Consider the following 20,502-nt stretch of genomic DNA (forward strand, 5'->3'; position numbering starts at 1 on the left):
TTCACTTTAGGAAAGTAATTTTCCCAAAGAGAAACAAAGGTTCGGCGAGAAGCTGACCTCGGAATCAGGAGCAAGTGTATGTTGTCCGCGACCCCATCCGCCGCCGAAATCGAAGCTTTCATGTCGGAAAATGATATTCGATACGTTCTGGCCCAGTTTGTTGATATCCACGGTGTGGCCAAGACCAAGTCTGTGCCCGCCAATTGCTTGATGGACGTTGTTGAAAAAGGGGCTGGTTTTGCCGGCTTTGCTGTCTGGGGAATGGGCATGGAACCACATGGCCCGGATTTCCTGGCACGTGGTGACCTGGCCAGCCTGACCACCGTACCCTGGCAGCCAGGGTATGCCCGTATTGCCTGTGACGGTTACGTGAACAACGCGCCGTACTCCCACGACAGCCGCGTGGTACTGAAAAACCAGCTCAAGCGTCTGGATGACAAAGGCTGGACTCTGAACACGGGTCTGGAGCCTGAGTTCTACCTGTTCAAACGTAACGCCGACGGTTCTCTCGGCCCAGTGGATGATACCGATACGCTGACCAAGCCGTGCTACGACTACAAGGGCCTGTCGCGTTCACGTGAATTTCTGGAAACCCTGGTTGAGAGCCTGCAAGCGGTTGGCATGGACGTGTATCAGATCGACCATGAAGACGCCAATGGCCAGTTCGAAATCAACTACACCTACAGCGACGCACTGACTTCGGCTGACCGTTTTACCTTCGTCCGTATGGCGGCCGGTGAAATTGCCAACGACCTCGGTATGGTCTGTTCCTTTATGCCAAAACCATCAGCAGACCGCACCGGTAACGGCATGCACTTCCATCTGTCGATTTGTGATGAAAGCGGCAAGAACCTGTTTGGTGATGACAGCGACAAGCACGGCATGGGTCTGTCGAAAATGGCTTACCACTTCACCGCTGGCCTGCTGCATCACGCCAAGGCGTTGTGTGCTATCGCCGCTCCTACCGTGAACTCTTACAAGCGTCTGGTTGTTGGTGGATCGGCTTCCGGTTCAACCTGGGCGCCAGCGTATATCTGCTACGGCGACAACAACCGTTCCGCCATGGTTCGTGTGCCTTACGGCCGCCTGGAATTCCGCCTGCCAGATTCAGGTTGTAACCCGTACCTGGTACACGCGGCACTGATTGCTGCGGGTATGGACGGAATCGAACGTGAGCTGGAAGCCGGTGATCCGAAAAACATCAATATGTATGCCCTGAGCGAAGCAGAACGCAAAGCTGAAGGCGTCGAAATCCTGCCGCAAACCCTGGGCGAAGCCATTGATGAACTGGAAAAAGACACGGTGCTGACGGATGCCATCGGCAAAGAAGTGATGGCTGAGTTTGTCCGCCTCAAACGCGAAGAGTGGATCGACTACTGCCGCCACGTTTCCGACTGGGAAGTACAGCGCTACGGCGAATTCTTCTAAGCCTGAACTAGCTCGGTGCGCCTGGGGCGCACCAGCCGTTATACCCCATTTTTTATGTGCCGCTGCTGTGTTTGGCAGCAGCGGAACGGCTTCGCTTGTGCTGCAACAGGCATAACGAAGCGAATCAAACGAACAAACGACTGTGAATTAACGAGGATAGCGCGATGTGTGGAATCGTAGGTCTGTATCTGAAAAATCCGGCGCTGGAGAGCCAGCTCGGTGCCCTGTTTGAACCCATGCTGATCGCGATGACCGATCGTGGTCCGGACAGTGCCGGCTTTGCTATTTACGGTGACGAAGTCGCCGATGGCATCAAGTTGACCCTGCGTCACGAAGATGTCAATTACGACTGGGAAGCGCTGGCTGAAGCCGCTCGTGCAGAACTGAATGCTGAAGTCAGCTGGTTCCAGAATGCTACGGTTGCTGTCTTCAAGATGCACACGGATGCCGCCACTGCGACTGCCTTTGTTGAGCAACACGCACCGGAAGTGCTGATCCTCAGCGCCGGTCACTCGATCGAAATTCTGAAAGAAGTGGGTCTGCCAGAAGTGATTACCGAAACCTTCAACCTGAAAGGCATGAAGGGTACACACATCATCGGGCACACCCGTATGGCAACTGAATCTGCCGTCACCATGGCTGGTTCGCACCCGTTCTCAACCGGTGAAGATTTGTGTCTGGTACACAACGGTTCGCTGTCTAACCACAACCGTCTGCGTCTGGAACTGGAGCGTGAAGGTATCCGCTTTGAAACTGAAAACGACTCGGAAGTGGCCGCTGGCTATCTGACGCGCCGCCTGCAACTGGGCGACACTCTCAATCAGGCGCTGGAAAACGCGATGAAGGATCTTGATGGTTTCTTCACCTTCACCATCGGAACACGTAACGGTTTTGCGGTTACCCGCGATCCGATCGCTTGCAAGCCTGCTGTCCTGGCCGAGACCGAAGACTACGTTGCCATGGCGTCTGAGTATCAGGCACTGACGACACTGCCTGGCATCGAGAACGCCAAGGTCTGGGAGCCGGAAGCGGCCAAAATTTATGTCTGGGAACGTGCCTGAGCACGCGAGCTGCCAACGGCAAATACGAGGAATCTCATATGAAAACATTTGATCTGGCCACCACCTCGCTGCGCGATATCAATCAGGCGCTGCATGAACAGGCGGTTGAATGCACCGAACGCGAATGGAAAATCACCGGCGCCAAGGGCGATCACAATCTGGTCTGTGGTCTCGACCAGGCGCTGAGTGTGGATATTGAAGGCCATGCTGGCTACTACTGTGCCGGCATGAACAAGAAAGCCCACGTCGTGGTACACGGCAATGTCGGGCAGGGCGTAGCAGAAAACATGATGTCCGGTTCCGTCCGGGTCAAGGGTGAAGCTTCCCAATCCGCTGGCGCAACCGCCCACGGTGGCATGCTGGTGATTGAAGGTAACGCCGGTGCCCGTTGTGGTATCTCCATGAAAGGTGTGGAAATCGTCGTCAAAGGCAGTGTGGGTCACATGAGCTGCTTTATGGGTCAGGCCGGCGCACTGGTTGTTTGTGGTGATGCCGGGGATGCCCTGGGTGATTCATTGTACGAAACCAAAATCTTTGTCAAAGGCAGCGTGGCGTCTCTGGGAGCCGACTGCATTGAGAAAGAAATGCGTCAGGAACATCTCGATTACCTGACCGATTTGCTCAACCGTGCCGGGATCGATGAAGATCCGGCCAGCTTCAAGCGCTACGGCTCAGCCCGTCAGCTGTATAACTTTAAAGTCGATAACGTCAGTGCCTACTGATCACGCAGCCAGGAGAGAGTGATATGAGCGATAAAGATCTGAAAGTGAACCCTGGACTGCGTGAGTCTGCGACGTTTGACGCGTTGACCATGCAGGAAATCCGCCGCGCAGCAGACACCGGTATCTACGATATCCGTGGTTTTGGTGCCAAGCGCAAATTGCCGCATTTTGATGACCTGTTGTTCCTCGGTGCCAGCATGTCCCGCTACCCTCTGGAAGGCTACCGCGAGAAGTGCAACACCCAGGTCACACTGGGCACCCGTTATGCCAAGAAGCCGATCGTGATTGAAACACCGGTCACCATCGCCGGTATGAGCTTTGGCGCACTGTCTGCCAATGCCAAGGAAGCGTTGGGGCGGGGTGCTTCTGAAGTCGGTACCACCACCACGACCGGTGACGGCGGCATGACACCGGAAGAGCGCGGTCAGTCCACCAAACTGGTGTATCAGTACCTGCCTTCCCGTTACGGCATGAACCCGGACGACCTGCGCAAAGCCGATGCCATCGAAGTGGTATTGGGCCAGGGCGCCAAGCCTGGCGGCGGCGGTATGTTGCTGGGTCAGAAAATTACCGATCGTGTTGCGAAAATGCGTACCTTGCCGATGGGCGTGGATCAGCGTTCCGCCTGTCGCCACCCGGACTGGACTGGCCCGGACGATCTGGCCATCAAGATTCTGGAACTGCGTGAAATCACCGACTGGCAAGTGCCGATCTACATCAAGGTCGGTGCAACCCGGACTTACTACGACGTCAAACTGGCTGTCAAAGCCGGTGCCGATGTGATCGTGGTCGACGGCATGCAAGGTGGTACGGCGGCGACTCAGGAAGTGTTTATCGAACACGTGGGTATTCCGACCATGGCCGCGATTCCGCAAGCCGTACAGGCACTGCAGGAAATGGGCATGCACCGCAAGGTACAGCTGATTGTTTCCGGTGGTATCCGTAACGGTGCCGACGTCGCCAAGTGTATGGCACTGGGTGCCGATGCGGTGGCGATTGGTACTGCGGCTCTGATTGCCCTGGGTTGTAACCATCCGAAGTGGGACGAAGAGTTCAAGAAAATCGGTTCTGCAGCGGGTTATTACGACGACTATCACGAAGGTAAAGACCCTGCCGGTATTTCTACCCAGGACCCTGAGCTGATGAAGCGTCTGGATCCGGTTACTGCCGGTCATCGTCTGGCTAACTACCTGCGCGTGCTGACACTGGAAGCCCAGACCCTGGCACGTGCTTGCGGTAAAAGCGATCTGCGTAACCTGGAGCCAGAAGATCTGGTTGCCCTGACGGTAGAATCTGCCGCCATGGCACGGGTGCCACTGGCTGGTACCAGCTGGATTCCTGGACAAGGCTACTAAGGCCATCACCAGCCTGATTACCCAACCCGGCTGGTCTGGTTCGACTGATTGAGCGCACCGACAACAGGGCGCATCGCCGCTAGCGGCGAGCTGGTACGCAGCGGTATCGGGTAGTCACCGCGCGTACCAACACAACTCGCAGCGTCAGGCTCGGATATACTCCGGGCTGCCGCGCGCAGCTGTGTGAATACAACCATTGAATTGATCAGCGAAGCGACTGATTTCGCAGGCTTTGTGCGGCTTGAAACTCCATAAAAGCCATGACTGATACAAGCCAACAGAGGAGCAGAACCATGCCTCGTAACAACGAAAAAATTGAATACGTACTAAAAACCACCTGCCCGGCGGGTAGTGGCATTGTCGCTGCAGTTTCCAGCTTTTTGTCCGGCAATGGCTGCTATCTCAGCGAGCAGTCCCAGTTCGATGACCAGGACAGCGGTAACTTCTTCATGCGCACTCGTTTTCACTTTGAAGGCGATGATCAGTGCGATGCCGTAAGAACCGGTTTTGCTGAAGTGGCCGAGCGTTTTGGCATGACCTGGAGCCTGAACAGTGTGTGTTCACCAATCAGGACGCTGATCATGGTGTCCAAGGCTGACCACTGTCTGAGCGATTTGCTGTACCGCAAAAACAAGGGTGAGCTGAATATGGAAATCACCGCTGTGGTTTCCAATCACCAGGATTTGCGACCAATGGCAGAACGCGAAGGCATTCGCTTTATTCACCTGCCAGTGACGAAAGAGAACAAGCCGCAGCAAGAACAGGCGCTGATCGACATCGTCAACGAAACCAACACCGAGCTGGTAGTACTTGCCCGTTACATGCAAATCCTGTCCAACAACCTGTGTGCGGAGCTGGCCGGTAAAGCGATCAATATTCACCACTCGTTCCTGCCCGGCTTCAAGGGTGCACGGCCGTATTACCAGGCTTATGACCGGGGTGTGAAACTGATTGGTGCGACTGCGCACTATGTAACCTCCGATCTGGACGAAGGCCCGATCATCGAGCAATCCGTACAGCCAGTGGATCACACCATGGGCCCGGAAAAGCTGACTGCCGCTGGACGGGATACCGAAACCGTCGCTCTGGCCCGTGCTGTCAAACTGCACACCGAACACCGTGTGTTTGTTGATGGTAACAAAACCGTCGTTTTCAAATAGGAGCACAACATGGCTACTCGAATCGACGGAAAAGTTATCTCGGCGCAAGTGCTGGACGAGGTCGCCACGGATGCGGCGGCCTTTCTTGAAGACTACGGCATCAAGCCTGGTCTGGCCGTGGTGCTGGTCGGGGAAGACCCGGCCAGTCAGGTCTATGTGCGCAACAAGATTGCCCGTGCGACCGAATCCGGACTGAACTCGATCGAGCATCGTCTGCCGATCGATACCACCCAGGAAACCCTGAACCAGCTGGTGGCCGCATTGAATGTGGACCCGGCGGTACACGGTATTCTGGTACAGCTGCCATTGCCGGCCCATCTGGATGAAGAGCAGATTATTGCTGCGATCAGCCCGGAAAAAGACGTTGACGGGTTTCACCCGGTCAACGTCGGTGCACTCAGTGTGGGCAAGGAATCTCTGGTTCCCTGTACGCCCCAGGGCTGCATGATCATGATCGGGAAAGTGCTGGGTGACGATCTCAGTGGCAAGCACGCGGTTGTGGTCGGCCGTTCCAACATTGTTGGCAAGCCGATGGCTGCACTGCTGTTGCAAGCCAACTGCACGGTGACGGTGGTGCATTCACGCACCAACAATCCACAAGCGCTGGCGCAGCAGGCCGATATTCTGGTTGCGGCAGTGGGTCGCCCGGAAATGATCGGTGCCGACTGGGTCAAGCCTGGCGCGACCGTGATCGATGTCGGTATCAACGTGATTGAGCGTAACGGCCAGCGCAAGCTGGTAGGGGATGTCGACTACGCCGCGGTTGAACCGGTGGCTGCTGCCATTACGCCGGTTCCAGGTGGTGTTGGCCCAATGACCATTGCCTGCCTGATGAAAAACACCCTGACAGCCGCCAGACGCCTGATGTCTGACGAACTCTAGTAAACGGGAGCAAGGCCATGCCTTTTGCACTTCTTAAATACGGGCTGAACAACGATTATCCGTTTGAAAAAGACGCGGATTTGCCTGCACCGACTGCCCTCAAGCGTCGTTACGACGTGGTAATTATCGGTGGCGGCGGGCATGGTGTTGCCACGGCTTATTACCTGGCCAAATACCATGGCATTACCAATGTAGCCGTGCTGGAAAAAGGCTATCTGGGGGGAGGGAACACTGCCCGTAACACCGCGGTGATCCGTTCCAACTACCTCACCTCCGACGGGGTGAGGTTTTACAGTGAGTCGGTAAAACTGTTCCAGGAATTATCGAACGAATTCAACTTCAACATCATGTACTCCAAGCGGGGTCAGTTGACGTTGGCACACACCGACTCGGCTATTCGTGGCTTTCGCCAGCGTACCGAAGTCAACAAACACTTTGGCGGCAAGACCGAGCTGATTGATCCACAACAGATCCGTGAGCTGGTGCCTACGCTGAACATGAACCCCGGGCACCAACCGGTGCTGGGGGGCTTGTGGCATATGGATGGCGCGACCGCCCGTCACGATGCCGTGGCCTGGGGCTACGCCAAGGGTGCCACCCAGCGTGGCGTTGAATTGCATCAGCTGACCGAAGTCACCGATATCATCGTGGATGACGCTTCGGGTACCGTCACCGGCGTCAAGGTCAAGCAGGGCAGCGCTGAACAGATCATTGAGTGTGGCTGTGCGGTACAGGCCGTTGCAGGGCACAGTTCCTTGCTGGCCGAAAAAGCCGGTTTCCGGTTACCGATTGTGTCTTACCCGCTGCAAGCGATGGTGACCCAACCGGTCAAGCCTTTCCTCAATCCATTGGTCAGCTCTCCAGCTTTCCACTGCTACGTCCAGCAAACCGGTCGTGGCGAACTGGTCTTTGGTGGTGGATCGGATCCGTACCCGCTCTATAACACCCGTTCCAGTCTGGAACTGAAAGAGCAGCTGCTGGCACACGCTGTCGAGCTGTTTCCTTTTATGGCCAATCTCAAGCTGATGCGACAGTGGGCCGGACTGACGGACATGACCTCAGACTACAGCCCGATCATGGGGTTGAGCCCGGTCAAGAACTACTACCTCGATGCCGGTTGGGGCACCTGGGGCTTCAAGTCCACCCCGATTTGCGGCAAGACCATGGCCGAACTGGTCGCCAGTGGCGGCAAGGTTCCTGACCTGATCAAACCGTTTGGCGTTGAGCGTTTCAGCGAATTCCGCCAGGTGAACGAAATGGGCGCCACCGCTGCCTCACACTAACCACTGTTAGATGGCGTACAACGCACGTGTTTTTAATTCAGCTGCCGCCGAAGGGCAAGATGATCCTGTCTTTCGGTAAAACAGCCAATTCAGTGCCGGTTGCGCCTCTGATAATGAAGATAACGCGGTTGGCCAATACCTGGTATCGGCCAACCGGAAACCGCTTGCAGGGTGCGCATCACGCATCAGATTGTGGATAAAACACAGTCGCCATAACACAGAACTAATCGGCGTCAGACGTCTGACCCCAGGCGTCCGGCAACATAGGTGAGATATGAAAATCATGCCCTGCCCGTTAAACGGGCCACGCAATATCAGCGAATTTGTATATGGCGGCGAAGTCACTCCGCTGCCAAGCGTTGAATCTGCCCCCGACAAGGCCTGGGCAGAACACACCTTTTACGCCTACAACGGCACGGGTGTGGCCCGCGAATGGTGGTATCACACACCATCGGGTTACTGGTTTGTCGCCGAGCGCCATCGTGTGAGCGATGAAATTTTACGTACTTACGATCCATCCGAATTGCCATCGGATGAGTCAACGCCTGACGGGGAGACTTGCTGATGAATTCCGTTGCATCTACACCATCGACTGCCCTCTCACAACGGCTGGCAGCCCCCATGGGGCTGCTGCTGGATCGCAGTGAAACCGTCCAGTTCCGTTTTGAGGGACAGCCCGTTATCGGCTACAAGGGCGACACCATTGGCAGCGCCTTGCTGGGTAATAACTACTGGATGTGGTCGCGCTCGTTCAAGTACCACCGCGCCCGAGGCCCGCTCACCATGTCGGCGCACGATGCCAACAGCCTGGTGCAGATCCAGGGTGAGCCCAATGTGTTGGCCGACAAAATGGCGGCCGCCAACGATTTGCAAGTAACCGGTCAAAACGTCAACGGCACGCTGGCGAAAGACAAGGACGCGATTCTGGGTCACTTCGGCCGCTTTATGCCGGTGGGCTTTTACTATCGGGCGTTCTACAAGCCCAAGGGTGTATGGGACTGGTGGGAAAAACAGATCCGCGAAAAAGCCGGACTGGGTATTGCTGACCTGAAATTCACCCCGGAATATTACGACAAGGCCTACCGCTTCTACGACGTGGTGGTGGTCGGCTCTGGCCCGGCGGGCATGACCGCCGCCCTGACTGCCGCTGACGCGGGTGTCGAGGTGCTGTTGCTGGAAGAACATTCAGTACTGGGCGGCTCGCTGACCTATGCTGACTTCAGTGATCTGGATGACCCGGAAGCACTGCGTCAGCAGCTGATCAGCAAGGTCACGCAGCACGATAAGATCACCGTGATGACCGACTCGGTCTGTAACGCCTGGTTTGTCGACAACTGGCTGCCAGTGCTGCACGGCAAACGCTTGTACAAGATCCGTGCAAAAGAATGCATCATGGCCACTGGCAGCTACGAGCAGCATGTGGTGTTCCGTGGCAATGACTTGCCCGGTGTGGTGATGTGCAGTGCAGCCATGCGGATGATGAAACTCTACGCCATCAAGCCTGGCCAGAGTGCCGTGGTCGTCACCGGCAACGACGATGGTTATCTGACCGCGCTGGCGCTGGTGGCCCAAGGGGTCGAAGTCAAGGCGCTGGTGGATATGCGCGGCGGCGTCGATGACCCGACCGGCACGGATTCGGTCGAAACCAAAAACCTGATTTTCCGCGCCCAGCAGGCCGGTATCGCCCTGCGTTTTGGCCAGACCCTGTATGAAGCCTTTGGTAAAGAACACGTCGAAGCGGTTGAGATTCGCGCTATTCGTGGTCGCGGCAAAGTGGCGGATAACGGCGATCTGTTGCGTTGTGATCTGGTCTGTATGTCGTCGGGTTATATGCCTGCCTATCAGCTGTTATGCCAGGCCGGTGGCCAGCTGAGCTACGATGAAGAGCGTGCCGAGTTCGCGATCCGCCATCTGCCGGAACATCTGCACATTGCCGGTTCTGTCAACGGCAAGCACAGCATTGGTGCGGTGATCAAGGACGCCGAATATGCCGCTGCAACAGCATTGGCGTTATTGGGACAGCCATTGGCAACGGCACCGGAAGCGGTTGAATGCAGTCGCAAGGTTAACTACGACTGGCCGATTTTCCCGCACCCGAAAGGCAAGGACTTTGTTGATTACGACGAAGACCTGCAAAGCAAGGACATCGTCAATGCCACCCGTATGGGTTACCGCGATGTGCAGCTGGTAAAACGCTTTTCAACCGTTGGGATGGGGCCATCCCAGGGGCGTCATTCGGCATTGCCGACCGCTCGACTGGTCGCGCAATCGACCAACCGCAGCATCACCGAAACCGGTGTGACGACGGCCCGGCCGCCGCTGACCCCGGAAAAACTGGCTTACCTGGCCGGGCGGGGTTTTGATCCGTATCGCCAGACCGCCATGCATCATCGTCACCTGGAACTGGGTGCCAAAATGATCCCGGCAGGTGCCTGGGCACGGCCAGCGTTTTATCCGCCGCAAGGCAGTTTGTTGAGCGGCAGTGCGGCCAGCCCGCTGATTCCGCGCAGCCGCAAGATCCGTAACACCGCCATCGAAGCCGAAGCCCTGCACGTTCGTAACCACGTCGGTCTGATTGATGTGTCGACGCTGGGTGGTATCGAGCTGCGCGGCCCGGATGCCGCCGAGCTGATGAACCGGATTTACACTTTTGGCTTCCTCAAGCAACCGGTGGGCAAAACCCGCTATGCGGTACTGACCAGTGATCAGGGTGTGGTAGTGGATGATGGTGTTGCCTGCCGTTTTGCTGACGACTGCTTCTATGTGACAGCCACCACCACCGGGGTTGATGCGGTTTATCGCCTGATGACGTTCTGGAATACCCAGTGGCGTCTGGATGTCGATATCACCAACGTCACTTCTGCCTTTGCGGCCGTTAACCTGGCCGGGCCAGACAGCCGCAAGGTTCTGGAGCAGTTGACCGATCTGGATCTGAGCAAGGAAGGTTTTCCTTACCTGGCGTGCCGGGAAGGTGAAATCCGTATTCCTGTTGATGGCAAGGCTGACCAGACCATTCCGGCCCGCCTGTTGCGCGTCGGTTTTGTTGGCGAACTGGGCTATGAAATCCACGTTCCGAGCCGTTACGGCGAAGTCCTGTGGGATGTCTTGATGCAGGCCGGTGCCGCGTTTGATATCAAGCCGTTCGGGGTCGAAACCCAGCGTCTGCTGCGACTCGAAAAAGGCCATATCATCATCAGTCAGGACACCGATGGCATGAGCCACCCGGGAGAACTGGGGCTGGATTGGGCGGTGAGTAAAAACAAGCCGTACTTCAATGGCTGTCGGGCCGTGGATATCGTGATGAAGCGTCCACAAAGCCGCAAACTGGTGGGCTTCAGGCTGCCGGCCAATTTGGTGGCTGCGGGCAAAAAACCGGAAGAAGGGCACCTGGTTCTGGCGACGTCGGCGACCGAGGCCGATATCACCGGTAACGTCACCTCCTGTGAATACTCGCCCACGGTGGGCGCCATTATAGGTATGGCGTACGCCGGAGTGCATCAGAGTGAAGTCGGTGCGCGTTTGCCGATTCGGGTGAACGGTGAAATCGTCACTGCTGAAGTGGTTGCTCTGCCGTTTTACGATGCCGAGCAAGCCCGCCAGGATATGTAATGGCTGGCCTCACTGGTAATACATGTGGGTAATGGTGGTTGCAGCGGCGTGGGTATCACGCCTGCAACAACCGGCGGGCAGCGTATCTCAGAGCGGCTGCCAGAATCTAATGACCGAGTGGCGTGAAACAGCCGTCACAGGAGAGAACCATGTCTGAACTCTATCAAACTGACATTTCCGCTCATGTTGAATGGGCCGATGCTGAACTGGCGCGCAGTGGCTGTTACCGTCGCAGTGCCGGTGCCCGTCGGGTCGAGACTGCTGCCGGAGCGTCGGTGATCGCACAAGTGGATAACGGCGATGTCCAGCGGGCTGCCAAAGCCGGCGTGCTGGAATTATCAATGCTGCCACGGACAGGCTATCGTGGCATCACGACCACCGATTTGCTGGCGGCTAACAAACTGCCGATTCCCGCACGTCCGAACACCGCCGCAAGCAGTGCTAATGGCGAATGCGTGCTGCGCCTGAGCCAGAAAGAATACTGGCTGCTGGGTAGCCCGGCAGACCTGGGTGCAGCCGTGATGGCATTGCCGACCACGGGTGCGGAGACTCCGGATCATTGTTATCCGTTGTTCTGTATGGACTCCCATGCCTGGCTGATGCTGACCGGTGAACACCTGTCCAATATCATGTCCAAGCTGAGTGGGGTGGATATGCGTGAGTCGGTATTCCCCGTCGGCAGCATTGCCCAAACCTCTATCGCGCGTATCAACGCCATTATGGTTCGCCAGCAAATCAACGGTTTGCCGGTGATGTCCATTCTTTGCGATACCGCTTCCAGTGACTACCTCTGGACGGCATTGATGGATGCGGTGCAGGAATTTGAGGGCGGCGCCGTCGGCCTCGATGTCTTGCGCTGAATCTGGATGTTTCTGCTGATGGCCTGGCTGCGGTGCCTTGTACCGCCGCCGGGTCATTGGTTTTTCAATGATGGCTACAACAGGAGTTGTACACAATGGGTTGGATTTATTTGTTGATCGCTGGTGGCCTTGAATGTTTATGGGCGATTGGACTGAAACAGAGTGACGGGTTTTCAAAGTTGTGGCCATCGGTCATTACCGTGCTGCTGATTATTGCCAGCATGTCGATATTGTCGCTGGCCATGCGCACCATTCCGATGGGTACCGCGTACGCGGTCTGGGCCGGTATTGGTACCGCGTCTATTGCCTTGGTGGGTATTCTGTTTATGAACGAACCCGGCGGCATTTTGCGGCTGGCGTGTATCGGCCTGATTGTGCTGGGCGTGGTTGGATTAAAGCTGGTGGAAGGTAGCGCTGGCTGAGCCGCTTGTATCTGATTCTTGTCTAGCGGGTTGAATGGCTGGTTCTGTGATCACTGTGTTTTGCCGGGGCGTCGATTTGGAAGCAGCAGGCTGAGTAACGTAACTGGGTCTCGAAAACAGGATTCTGTGTCGCACGGACCAAGCAGTCCGACGATTACTGTATCATTATATGCGAGAGGAATGTTGATCGAGCAAATGCAGTGTTTACGTATAACTTTAACAGTAATTCATTCTCTATCCTGATTATTGATGATCACCGCATGTTTGCCGAGGCGATGGTCAGCCTGTTCAGTAAGCATTGGCCAAGCGCGACAATCCGTTGTGTTCATTCTGCTGAGCAAGGTTTGGAACAGGTATTGGCATCTTCCTGGCAACTGGTATTGCTGGACCTGGGGTTGCCGGATAGCGATGGGCTGAAGTTGTTGCAACAGCTTCGCCAGCAGGATACTCAGGTTGCGGTACTGGTGTGTACCGGTGAAAGTCGGGGTGCTGTACTGACTCGGGTATTGAATGCCGGTGCCTCGGGTCTGATCACCAAAAACCAGTCTACCGACGATATCTTGCTGGCGGTTCGGAGAGTGCTGCAAGGTGAGCGTTATCTGGCTCCCGAGGTGATGGCCGCATCGACACCTCATCCGGCGGATCTGCTCAGCGAGCGCCAGTTGGCGATTCTGACGCTGATGCAGGCGGGTTATGCGACCCAGCAGATTGCCGAGCAGTTGTTCCTGAGTCCCAATACGGTAAAAACACATATTCGGCTGATGTTTGACAAGCTGGGAGTGAATAACCGTATCGAGTGCCTGCGTGCGGCGCACCAGCATGGATATCTTTAAGCGGTGTCTGTCTCCTGGTGACAGTCGGCGTTTTGCAGGGCCGCTTTCAATTGTGCGGTTTCGATCGGTTTATGCAGTAATGGGTAGCCTGTCTGGGTGAGCTGTTTGACCCGTTGTGGGGTGGTGTTGCCGGTCATTATGATAATCGCCGGAGTGTAAGGCAGCTGGTGCCGCAACGTCGCTAGGATCTGTTCAAAATTACCATCATCTGTCAATGAATCATCGCTGATGACGACGTCAGGCAAGCATGCTGGCTGATCCAGTTGTTGCTTCAGGTTCGTCAGGCTCTGGGCGATCCACACATCACAGTCCCAGCTCACCAGCAGCAGGGACAGAGCATCCAGAATGTCTTTCTGATCATCCACTAACAATATTTTCAGGCCATTCAGGCGGCAATGCGGCGCTTCTTCGGTGTTGGCCTCTGGCGGCTTGAAGGGGGCTGGCCGGGTGCGAGGGAATATCAGGGAAAAACAGCTGCCTTGTCCTTGTCTGGAGTCGAGCTGTAGTGGGACCTGCTGTAATTGACAGAGACGTTTGACAATGGCGAGACCCAGTCCAAGGCCTTTCTGATGAAGGCGGCCAGGGTTGTCCAATTGTACAAACTCCTCAAATATGGTGTGTTGATGCTCGAGAGAAATACCCATACCGGTATCCTCAACGTTGATTTGCACCTGCTGCTCGCGCGCGATAACACGCACAAGAATGCCTCCATCAAGGGTGTACTGCACGGCATTGGCCAATAGATTCTTGAGTATCTGGAAGGTCATAGACCGATCGCACCAGATCGACACTTCAGCATCACATTCGATATCCAGATGCAGGTTTTTGCGTTGTGCCAAGGGCAAAAAGACGATGCGCAGTTCGTCCAGTAACGTGGCTACATCGGTGGCCTGCGGTCGTAATGGCGTCACCCCGGCATCCAGTCTGGAAACATCGAGCAAATGATTGAGCAGTTCATTGGTGGCTTTCAGGCTGGTGCCCAGGCGCTCAAAGAGTGGCTGTTGCTGGGGGGCAAGCCTGGCTGGATCGATGGTGCTCCAATACAGCGAGGCCGCTTGTAGAGGCTGGCGAATATCGTGACTGGCGGCAGCAAGAAAGCGGGTTTTGGCCTTGTTGGCCTGTTCGATCTTTTGTTTGGACTGCTCTAGCTCCAGCCTGAGCGCCAAGGTATGGATCTGGGTTTTGAACATGGCGTAACTGAAACCGACCAGGGACACCCATACCGCTGGTGCCATGATCTTGTGCAGCCAGGTGCCATCCAGCTCCATTGTCGCCAGGTGCAGGCCAAATGCTCCCAGTACCGGGGTCAGAAAGGTGATGTACACATCCGGGTACAGCCCCATGGTCATGGACGGGGTGGCGGAGACAATGGTGACCAGCAGCAGCATCGAAAAGATTTGCACCAGTGAAGCATCGGCCAAAAACAACAAAGGCAAGGCCGCCCATTGGAAGCCCCATAGCAGTGCCAGATACAGGTTCGCCATATGCCACCGGTGGATCGAACGCCGTTGCTGTTGTTGGTTCGGGTCGGGCCGATGGCCGATACGGGTTTTATGGTAGTGGCGGATAATCAGCCAGGAGTTCAGTCCTGCCAACAGGTTCATACCGAACCAGGTGCACAACTCTGTGGTACTGGCGGACTGCATGAACAGCAGGCCAACTACCACCGCGGCGACCAGGGTGGCCGCCATTCTTGGGCCGACTTCGCGCATAAACAGGTGATGGCGTTCCCATTGTATTTTGTCGGCGAGGGGGTGGTGGGCAAACCCGAGATGGCTCAGTTTTTCGAACAGGGCTGAGAGGTACTCTGATAAGGCGTTACTCATGCTGGGTTCCTGTATCCATGGCGTTTACAGAATATCTCAGGCCGTTGGCGGTTGATAAAAAGCCCGCGGTCCGGTCATTGGAGCCAGACGGTGCTGGTGATTATTTTACAGCGACATCCACATCATACTGATACCGCTGACCGAAGCATGGACAGTACACATTAAATGCCAGATTCGGCAGGGCTGGGAGGGCCGGTAGCCTGCCAGAGCAGGTTACCGGTCGAGGAGGATTACTCCGTTGGGTCGAACTCGATCAGCTTGCCTTCATCTGTGGCGTCGTGACACCAGAGGGTCGGGTTACTGCCGCTGATGCTACCGGTGATGGCACCCTTACAGAACTGCTGGTCGCCGGAGTTATGGAGACGTTCTGAGGTTTTGGTGTCGGTGGTAGGATCGAAGACGACTTCGTACAGCCCCATGGTGGCCGAGGTCAGGTACAGGTGGTAAGCCGTTTCGGACTCTTTCCATATGTGTATGTCCGCGACATCCCAGCTACCGTCATTGCCTGTGAAGTAGTTGATCGGCGAGATGTTCAGGTCAACACTGCTACCGCCACCGTAGTACATACGCAGGTAGTTGTACGTGTCGCTGCCATTGTTCTCGAACATGGCAAAGAAGCGGTAGGAGTATGAAGTGATGGACGACAGCTCCACCGCTTTGTACTCCTGGGTACCGAACATGAGGCGATATAGCGGCGTGGCCAGGGTTTTGCTCATGGCTGTGCTGGCATCTGCTGCATTGAGATCATAGCTGTATTCAAACACCGCGATCTGATGGTAATCATCGGTGTCCATCTTGCCAGCACCGCTGACTCCCAGTTTGATCTGGAAGGTATCGTCGGTGGCATTGTAACTGACATCGGCAACCGACAGATCATCACAGGCGCTCAGGCTCCATGCCATGCCTTCTTGCAGGGCAGAAGCGCGTCCTGCGAGATTCGCACTGACGGTATCCGACAGTTCCAGGCTGCTAACAGCCGTTGGGTCAGAGGCCAGGCGAGCGGTGATCCTGGCGGGCTGGGTAGCGGTATCGCAGCTGAAAATAAGCTGTTCGCTGGTGCTTCCCTGTTCCAGCAGAGCAACCGCAAGGCCTTCGTACGTGCTGCTGCTCAATGCTTGCAGTGTCGCCAATTCACGATCCGCCGAGCCGGGCGTGACGTTCATCAGGCTGCTGGTTGTGCTGCTGTTTTTCAGCAGGTACAGCTCACTGCCATTGGTATCCAGATTGACTGGCAATGCCAGGGCGTTCACCTTGTCCTGACCCAGGTTCCAGCTGAGATCCATGATCGGATCTGTCTGGCTGGATGCGGCGGTTTTGGTCGTAGAGGTAAAGGTAGCGCTGACCGAACCGTAACCTTCTTGCGTGGACACTGTGGTGACCGTATCCGTGTCGTACAGGTTAGAGCTGGTGTGCACCACTGTAATAGTATCGTTTGGCCATACCGACAGCGAGGTCAGATCCTGGCCGGGATAGCGACTGGAGCGGACGACACCATTGGTTACCTGAATGCGGGTGGCGTCTTCCAGACCGCTGAACGAGATTGGTGCGCTGACCACTTCGACACCGGGTTCTACCTCGGTTACCGAGGCAAAGCTGAAAGGATCGGGTGTGGTAATGGCAGCACGGGTGCCGGCGATAAACATGGCGGAGCCATTACTGAACTCAACGACCGCATTCGCGTTCCAGCCAAAGTTCGTATACGTGGTGACGGACAGCTGGATGCTGTCACCACTGGCAACCACGGCTGAGGTACCCATATCGGTACCGTTAACGATCAGGCTGCCAACGCCGTTGCGCAGGGTGAATGTCTGGGGTGTATCAAAGCCGCTGACGGTGACGGCGTTACTGATGGCTACGACACCGGGTTCAAGATCTTCTTGCTGCTCGAAGGTGAACGGATCAACGTCGGCGCTTTCGGCACGGGTGGTGGTTTCGAAACTGGTTGAGAAATCACCTATGGTTACGGTGCTGACCACCGTGGTTTCAAAATCGGCAGAAGACTGCTGAACGACACTGATCTGGTCACCGACGGAGACCGTGGCTGAGGTACCAGACAAGGTGCCGTTTATACGCAACTCACCATGGGTGACTGTGATCTCGGGTGAGCCTTCGAAGCCGCTCAGGGTGACGGTGTCGCTTTCGTAGCGGGTATCCGGCTCGGCATTACTCAGATTGACCAGATTAAAGCTGTCTGGTGTGGTATCGCCGGTACGGGTGACGGTGCTGAAGGTGTAGCTGTTGCCGTTGATGGTCACCGTGGTGTCTGTTGTGGTGCCAAAACTGTCTGGCACATTCTGAAGCAGACGCAGGGTATCTCCCTCACGGATAGTACCTGACGTAAGCCAGGTGCCACCATTGATCTGGAATTGGCCATTGGTGATGCTGATCGTCGCGTCTTCATCAAAACCCGTGACGGTTACAACGTTACTGAATATCTCTTCACCCGGAGTGACATTGACTAGGGAGTCAAATGAGATGGCGTCCGGCGTGTTGTCGATGGCGCGGGTGGTGACGGCAAAAGTGGTGCTGTAATCGCCCAGAGTAATGGTGCTGGTGACTGTCGCACCATAATCACCGCTGCTGGTCAGGCGGAAATAGACCGTGTCACCGGCTGTCACCATCACACCACTGCTGTAAATTGCACCGTTCACGACCACGTAACCCTGATCAAATGCCAGCGCCAGCTGGCCTTCGAAACCCGTCAGGGTGATTTGGTCGGTGCTGACTTGTGTTGCAGGTGCCACATCGGTCACGGCGGGCAAAGTAAAGCTGACTGGGCTGGTATCCGCTGTCCGGGTAGTCACTTCGAAGGTGGTACTGTAATCGCCCAGGGTGATGGTGCTGATGCCGGTGCTGCCAAAATCGTTGGGGGCTTGTTGCTGGATGGCGAGCTGGTCGCCAGCGGAGACGGAGGCGCTTTCACCGACGGATTGGCTGTTAACAATCAGGGTGCCATTGGTAACGGTCAGGGTCAGGCTGCCATCAAAGCCCGACAGGGTAACCGTGGCACTTTGCGAGGTGCTGTTGGGTGCACGGTTGTCCTGGGCCGGGAATGAGAAGCTGTCGGGTGTGGTGTCTGGCTCTGTGTCTGTACCGCTGCCAGCGTCGGGGTCTGTACCTGTGTCAGGATCGGTACCAAATTCAGCATCTTCATCGAAGTCGTAATCCTGCTCGTCAACATCGACTTCAAAGCTGCCCTCATCCATATCAAAGACGATACGCACATCGTCCAGTACCGCATCAAAGCCGGTGCGGTTGGCACGGAAGGCATTATTAAACAGGTCGTAGGTTTGCGGGTCGAGCGCGCGTTCTTCAAACTGGTCGGCGAAGTTGGCGAGAATGACATCTTCTGCTGCTGCCAGTGCGGTTTCATCAAAGCTTTCTGCTTCGTCATCCCAGGCGCTGACCAGAGCGGCCAGGCTTTGCTGGTCATTGGCCAGGAACAGGGCCAGGGTGGTCAGAGGAGTAACGTTGACCGTAATATCGGCAGCTTCAGCAAAGGAATATTGAATCGCTGTGCTGGTATCATCCGGACGGGCTTCCAGCATGAATGGTGGCGTCATGCCGTCGACGTTAACGCTGAAGCTGCCGTCGTCTTCGATGATCACATTGGTCTGGCGGCCATCCGCGTCATACACAAAGACCGTGCCGTCGATGGCCAGGCCTGTGGCGGCGGTACCAGTCAGAACCGGGCTGTCGGTATCGCCGCTGTCGGTATCACCGCTGTCGGTATCACCGCTGTCAGTATCACCGCTGTCAGTATCACCGCTGTCAGTATCACCGCTGTCAGTATCACCGCTGTCAGTATCACCGCTGTCAGTATCCTGGCTTTGGTCCTGGTTATCACTTGAGCCTGAGCTTGAATTGCCGCCACAGGCGGTCAGAGTAAGGGTTGAAGCCGCCATAATGGCTAGCATCAGTTTGCTTATTTCCATTGTATTTATTCCATGTTATCGGGCGATTCATGTGGCCCGTAAGCCGAAAATTCGGGCATTAAGGAAAATATTTGCGCGTCTTGTTCTAAAAACGTCAGCAGACTAGGGAAGAAAAAGCGGTTTTCCTTCACCAAATCGGGTGAATTTTCAGTTTTTGTGGTCTTTTGTTCGTCTGTGTCAGTAACTGTTGTTTTTCAAATGACGGTCTGCCTGGGCAGGCGTATGGCTTGGGGGATGTGCTAGGGGATGTGTTGAGGCATGTGTTGGGGGGAAGTAGGTGGCGTGGTTTGTCGCTTTTACGACATTGTCTTTACAGATGCGGCCCTGGTGTTTTTTCTTCTCTCGCCTTTTTTATAACTTACTGATTTTCAAGGATAATATTTTGACCATGAGTGGCTGGTGATTTGCAACGTAACAGCCAACTCCGTGACTGATGCAGGACCACCCATGCGCTATGAACCTTACGATGCCGAATACGCGGCTGTTCCGACTCTGACCGATGGTGAGCGGCTGGATTATTATCTGCTACGTGCTTTCGAAACCGAGGAAAGCTGGAGCTTGCGGGCAGGCAAAGCCTGGTTTGTACGTGATCTGGATGGCCAGCGGGTACTGCCTTTGTGGCCTTACCGGCGTTATGCGCTGGAATCGGCTCTGGATATCTGGGAAGACTGCCGCCCGGATTCTGTCGCTCTGGAGTATTTGCTGGACACCGTACTGCCCGAACTGGCGGCCAATGATGTGATGCTCGATATCATGCCGCGAGGCACAGAGGCCGGCTGTCTGATTACGCCCCACCGGCTGATGAGTATTTTTGAAGGCATGCTGGATGCCGGAGAGTATCGGCTGGAAGGATAGACAACGGCTCAGGAGCTGCACTGCGATTACGCTAATGGGCTGATATACTGGCGTTATTTACACCGGAGGCCGTGATGGCAGAGCAGATTCCAGACGACAAGCCATTACCACCAGGGGATTACGAGTGCTGTGAAAGTGGCTGTGATCGCTGTGTGTGGGATATTTATCGTGAGGACGTGGCAGAGTGGGAAGCGGCACAAAAAGCCAAGCGCGCCCAGGCAGAATCAGCACCAGCTCCAACCCCCAACGACACTCACAACGGTCAGTAAGT

At 55.7% G+C, this 20,502-nt stretch carries 16 protein-coding genes; 14 read left to right on the top strand and 2 right to left on the bottom strand.

Going from position 1 to position 20,502, the window contains the following annotated elements; all coding sequences use genetic code 11:
• The first annotated feature begins 78 nt into the window (after positions 1 to 78).
• From glnT to Q4551_RS07490, 12 genes are all read left to right on the top strand, one after another.
• Complete coding sequence (gene glnT, locus Q4551_RS07435) at positions 79 to 1,428, top strand: type III glutamate--ammonia ligase (RefSeq protein ID WP_303432850.1); 1,350 nt, start codon at positions 79 to 81, stop codon at positions 1,426 to 1,428.
• 164 nt (positions 1,429 to 1,592) lie between these two features.
• On the top strand, positions 1,593 to 2,489 hold the full coding sequence (locus Q4551_RS07440; protein ID WP_303432851.1) for a glutamine amidotransferase family protein: 897 nt from the start codon (positions 1,593 to 1,595) through the stop codon (positions 2,487 to 2,489).
• Between the two features lie 38 nt (positions 2,490 to 2,527).
• Complete coding sequence (locus Q4551_RS07445) at positions 2,528 to 3,211, top strand: protein glxC (RefSeq protein ID WP_303432852.1); 684 nt, start codon at positions 2,528 to 2,530, stop codon at positions 3,209 to 3,211.
• Between the two features lie 23 nt (positions 3,212 to 3,234).
• Positions 3,235 to 4,566 carry an FMN-binding glutamate synthase family protein gene (locus Q4551_RS07450; protein ID WP_303432853.1) on the top strand — a complete coding sequence of 444 codons (1,332 nt, stop codon included), beginning with the start codon at positions 3,235 to 3,237 and terminating at the stop codon, positions 4,564 to 4,566.
• 293 nt (positions 4,567 to 4,859) lie between these two features.
• Positions 4,860 to 5,726, top strand: a complete 867-nt coding sequence (gene purU, locus Q4551_RS07455; RefSeq protein ID WP_303432854.1) for a formyltetrahydrofolate deformylase — start codon at positions 4,860 to 4,862, stop codon at positions 5,724 to 5,726.
• Between the two features lie 9 nt (positions 5,727 to 5,735).
• Positions 5,736 to 6,608, top strand: coding sequence for a bifunctional 5,10-methylenetetrahydrofolate dehydrogenase/5,10-methenyltetrahydrofolate cyclohydrolase (locus tag Q4551_RS07460; protein WP_303432855.1), 873 nt, complete (start codon positions 5,736 to 5,738; stop codon positions 6,606 to 6,608).
• Positions 6,609 to 6,625: 17 nt separating this feature from the next.
• Positions 6,626 to 7,891: an FAD-dependent oxidoreductase gene (locus Q4551_RS07465; protein WP_303432856.1), complete on the top strand. Its 1,266-nt coding sequence runs from the start codon at positions 6,626 to 6,628 to the stop codon at positions 7,889 to 7,891.
• Positions 7,892 to 8,165: 274 nt separating this feature from the next.
• Positions 8,166 to 8,456 (top strand): sarcosine oxidase subunit delta, encoded by a 291-nt coding sequence (locus Q4551_RS07470; RefSeq protein WP_303432857.1) that lies wholly within the window; start codon positions 8,166 to 8,168, stop codon positions 8,454 to 8,456.
• Positions 8,456 to 11,500, top strand: a complete 3,045-nt coding sequence (locus Q4551_RS07475) for a 2Fe-2S iron-sulfur cluster-binding protein (protein WP_303432858.1) — start codon at positions 8,456 to 8,458, stop codon at positions 11,498 to 11,500. The genes Q4551_RS07470 and Q4551_RS07475 overlap by 1 nt, the downstream gene beginning before the upstream one ends.
• Before the next feature lie 149 nt (positions 11,501 to 11,649).
• Positions 11,650 to 12,360 (top strand): hypothetical protein, encoded by a 711-nt coding sequence (locus tag Q4551_RS07480; RefSeq protein WP_303432859.1) that lies wholly within the window; start codon positions 11,650 to 11,652, stop codon positions 12,358 to 12,360.
• Positions 12,361 to 12,455: 95 nt separating this feature from the next.
• Positions 12,456 to 12,782, top strand: a complete 327-nt coding sequence (locus Q4551_RS07485; protein WP_303432860.1) for a multidrug efflux SMR transporter — start codon at positions 12,456 to 12,458, stop codon at positions 12,780 to 12,782.
• Between the two features lie 200 nt (positions 12,783 to 12,982).
• A complete protein-coding gene (locus tag Q4551_RS07490; protein ID WP_303432861.1) occupies positions 12,983 to 13,615 on the top strand; it encodes a response regulator transcription factor in 633 nt (210 codons plus the stop codon).
• Here the strand turns inward: Q4551_RS07490 and Q4551_RS07495 are convergent.
• Positions 13,612 to 15,441, bottom strand: a complete 1,830-nt coding sequence (locus tag Q4551_RS07495; RefSeq protein WP_303432862.1) for a hybrid sensor histidine kinase/response regulator — start codon at positions 15,439 to 15,441, stop codon at positions 13,612 to 13,614. The two genes, Q4551_RS07490 and Q4551_RS07495, sit on opposite strands and share 4 nt — an antisense overlap.
• A 230-nt stretch (positions 15,442 to 15,671) precedes the next feature.
• A complete protein-coding gene (locus Q4551_RS07500; protein ID WP_303432863.1) occupies positions 15,672 to 19,376 on the bottom strand; it encodes a hypothetical protein in 3,705 nt (1,234 codons plus the stop codon).
• A gap of 447 nt (positions 19,377 to 19,823) precedes the next feature.
• Here Q4551_RS07500 and Q4551_RS07505 point away from each other — a divergent pair, with 447 nt between their 5' ends.
• A complete protein-coding gene (locus tag Q4551_RS07505; RefSeq protein WP_303432864.1) occupies positions 19,824 to 20,231 on the top strand; it encodes a DUF2750 domain-containing protein in 408 nt (135 codons plus the stop codon).
• A gap of 74 nt (positions 20,232 to 20,305) precedes the next feature.
• Positions 20,306 to 20,500: an oxidoreductase-like domain-containing protein gene (locus tag Q4551_RS07510; RefSeq protein WP_303432865.1), complete on the top strand. Its 195-nt coding sequence runs from the start codon at positions 20,306 to 20,308 to the stop codon at positions 20,498 to 20,500.
• Positions 20,501 to 20,502 lie beyond the last annotated feature (2 nt).

It is taken from the genome of Oceanobacter sp. 5_MG-2023 (genome assembly GCF_030548165.1).
In the GTDB taxonomy this organism is placed as follows: domain Bacteria; phylum Pseudomonadota; class Gammaproteobacteria; order Pseudomonadales; family Oceanobacteraceae; genus Oceanobacter.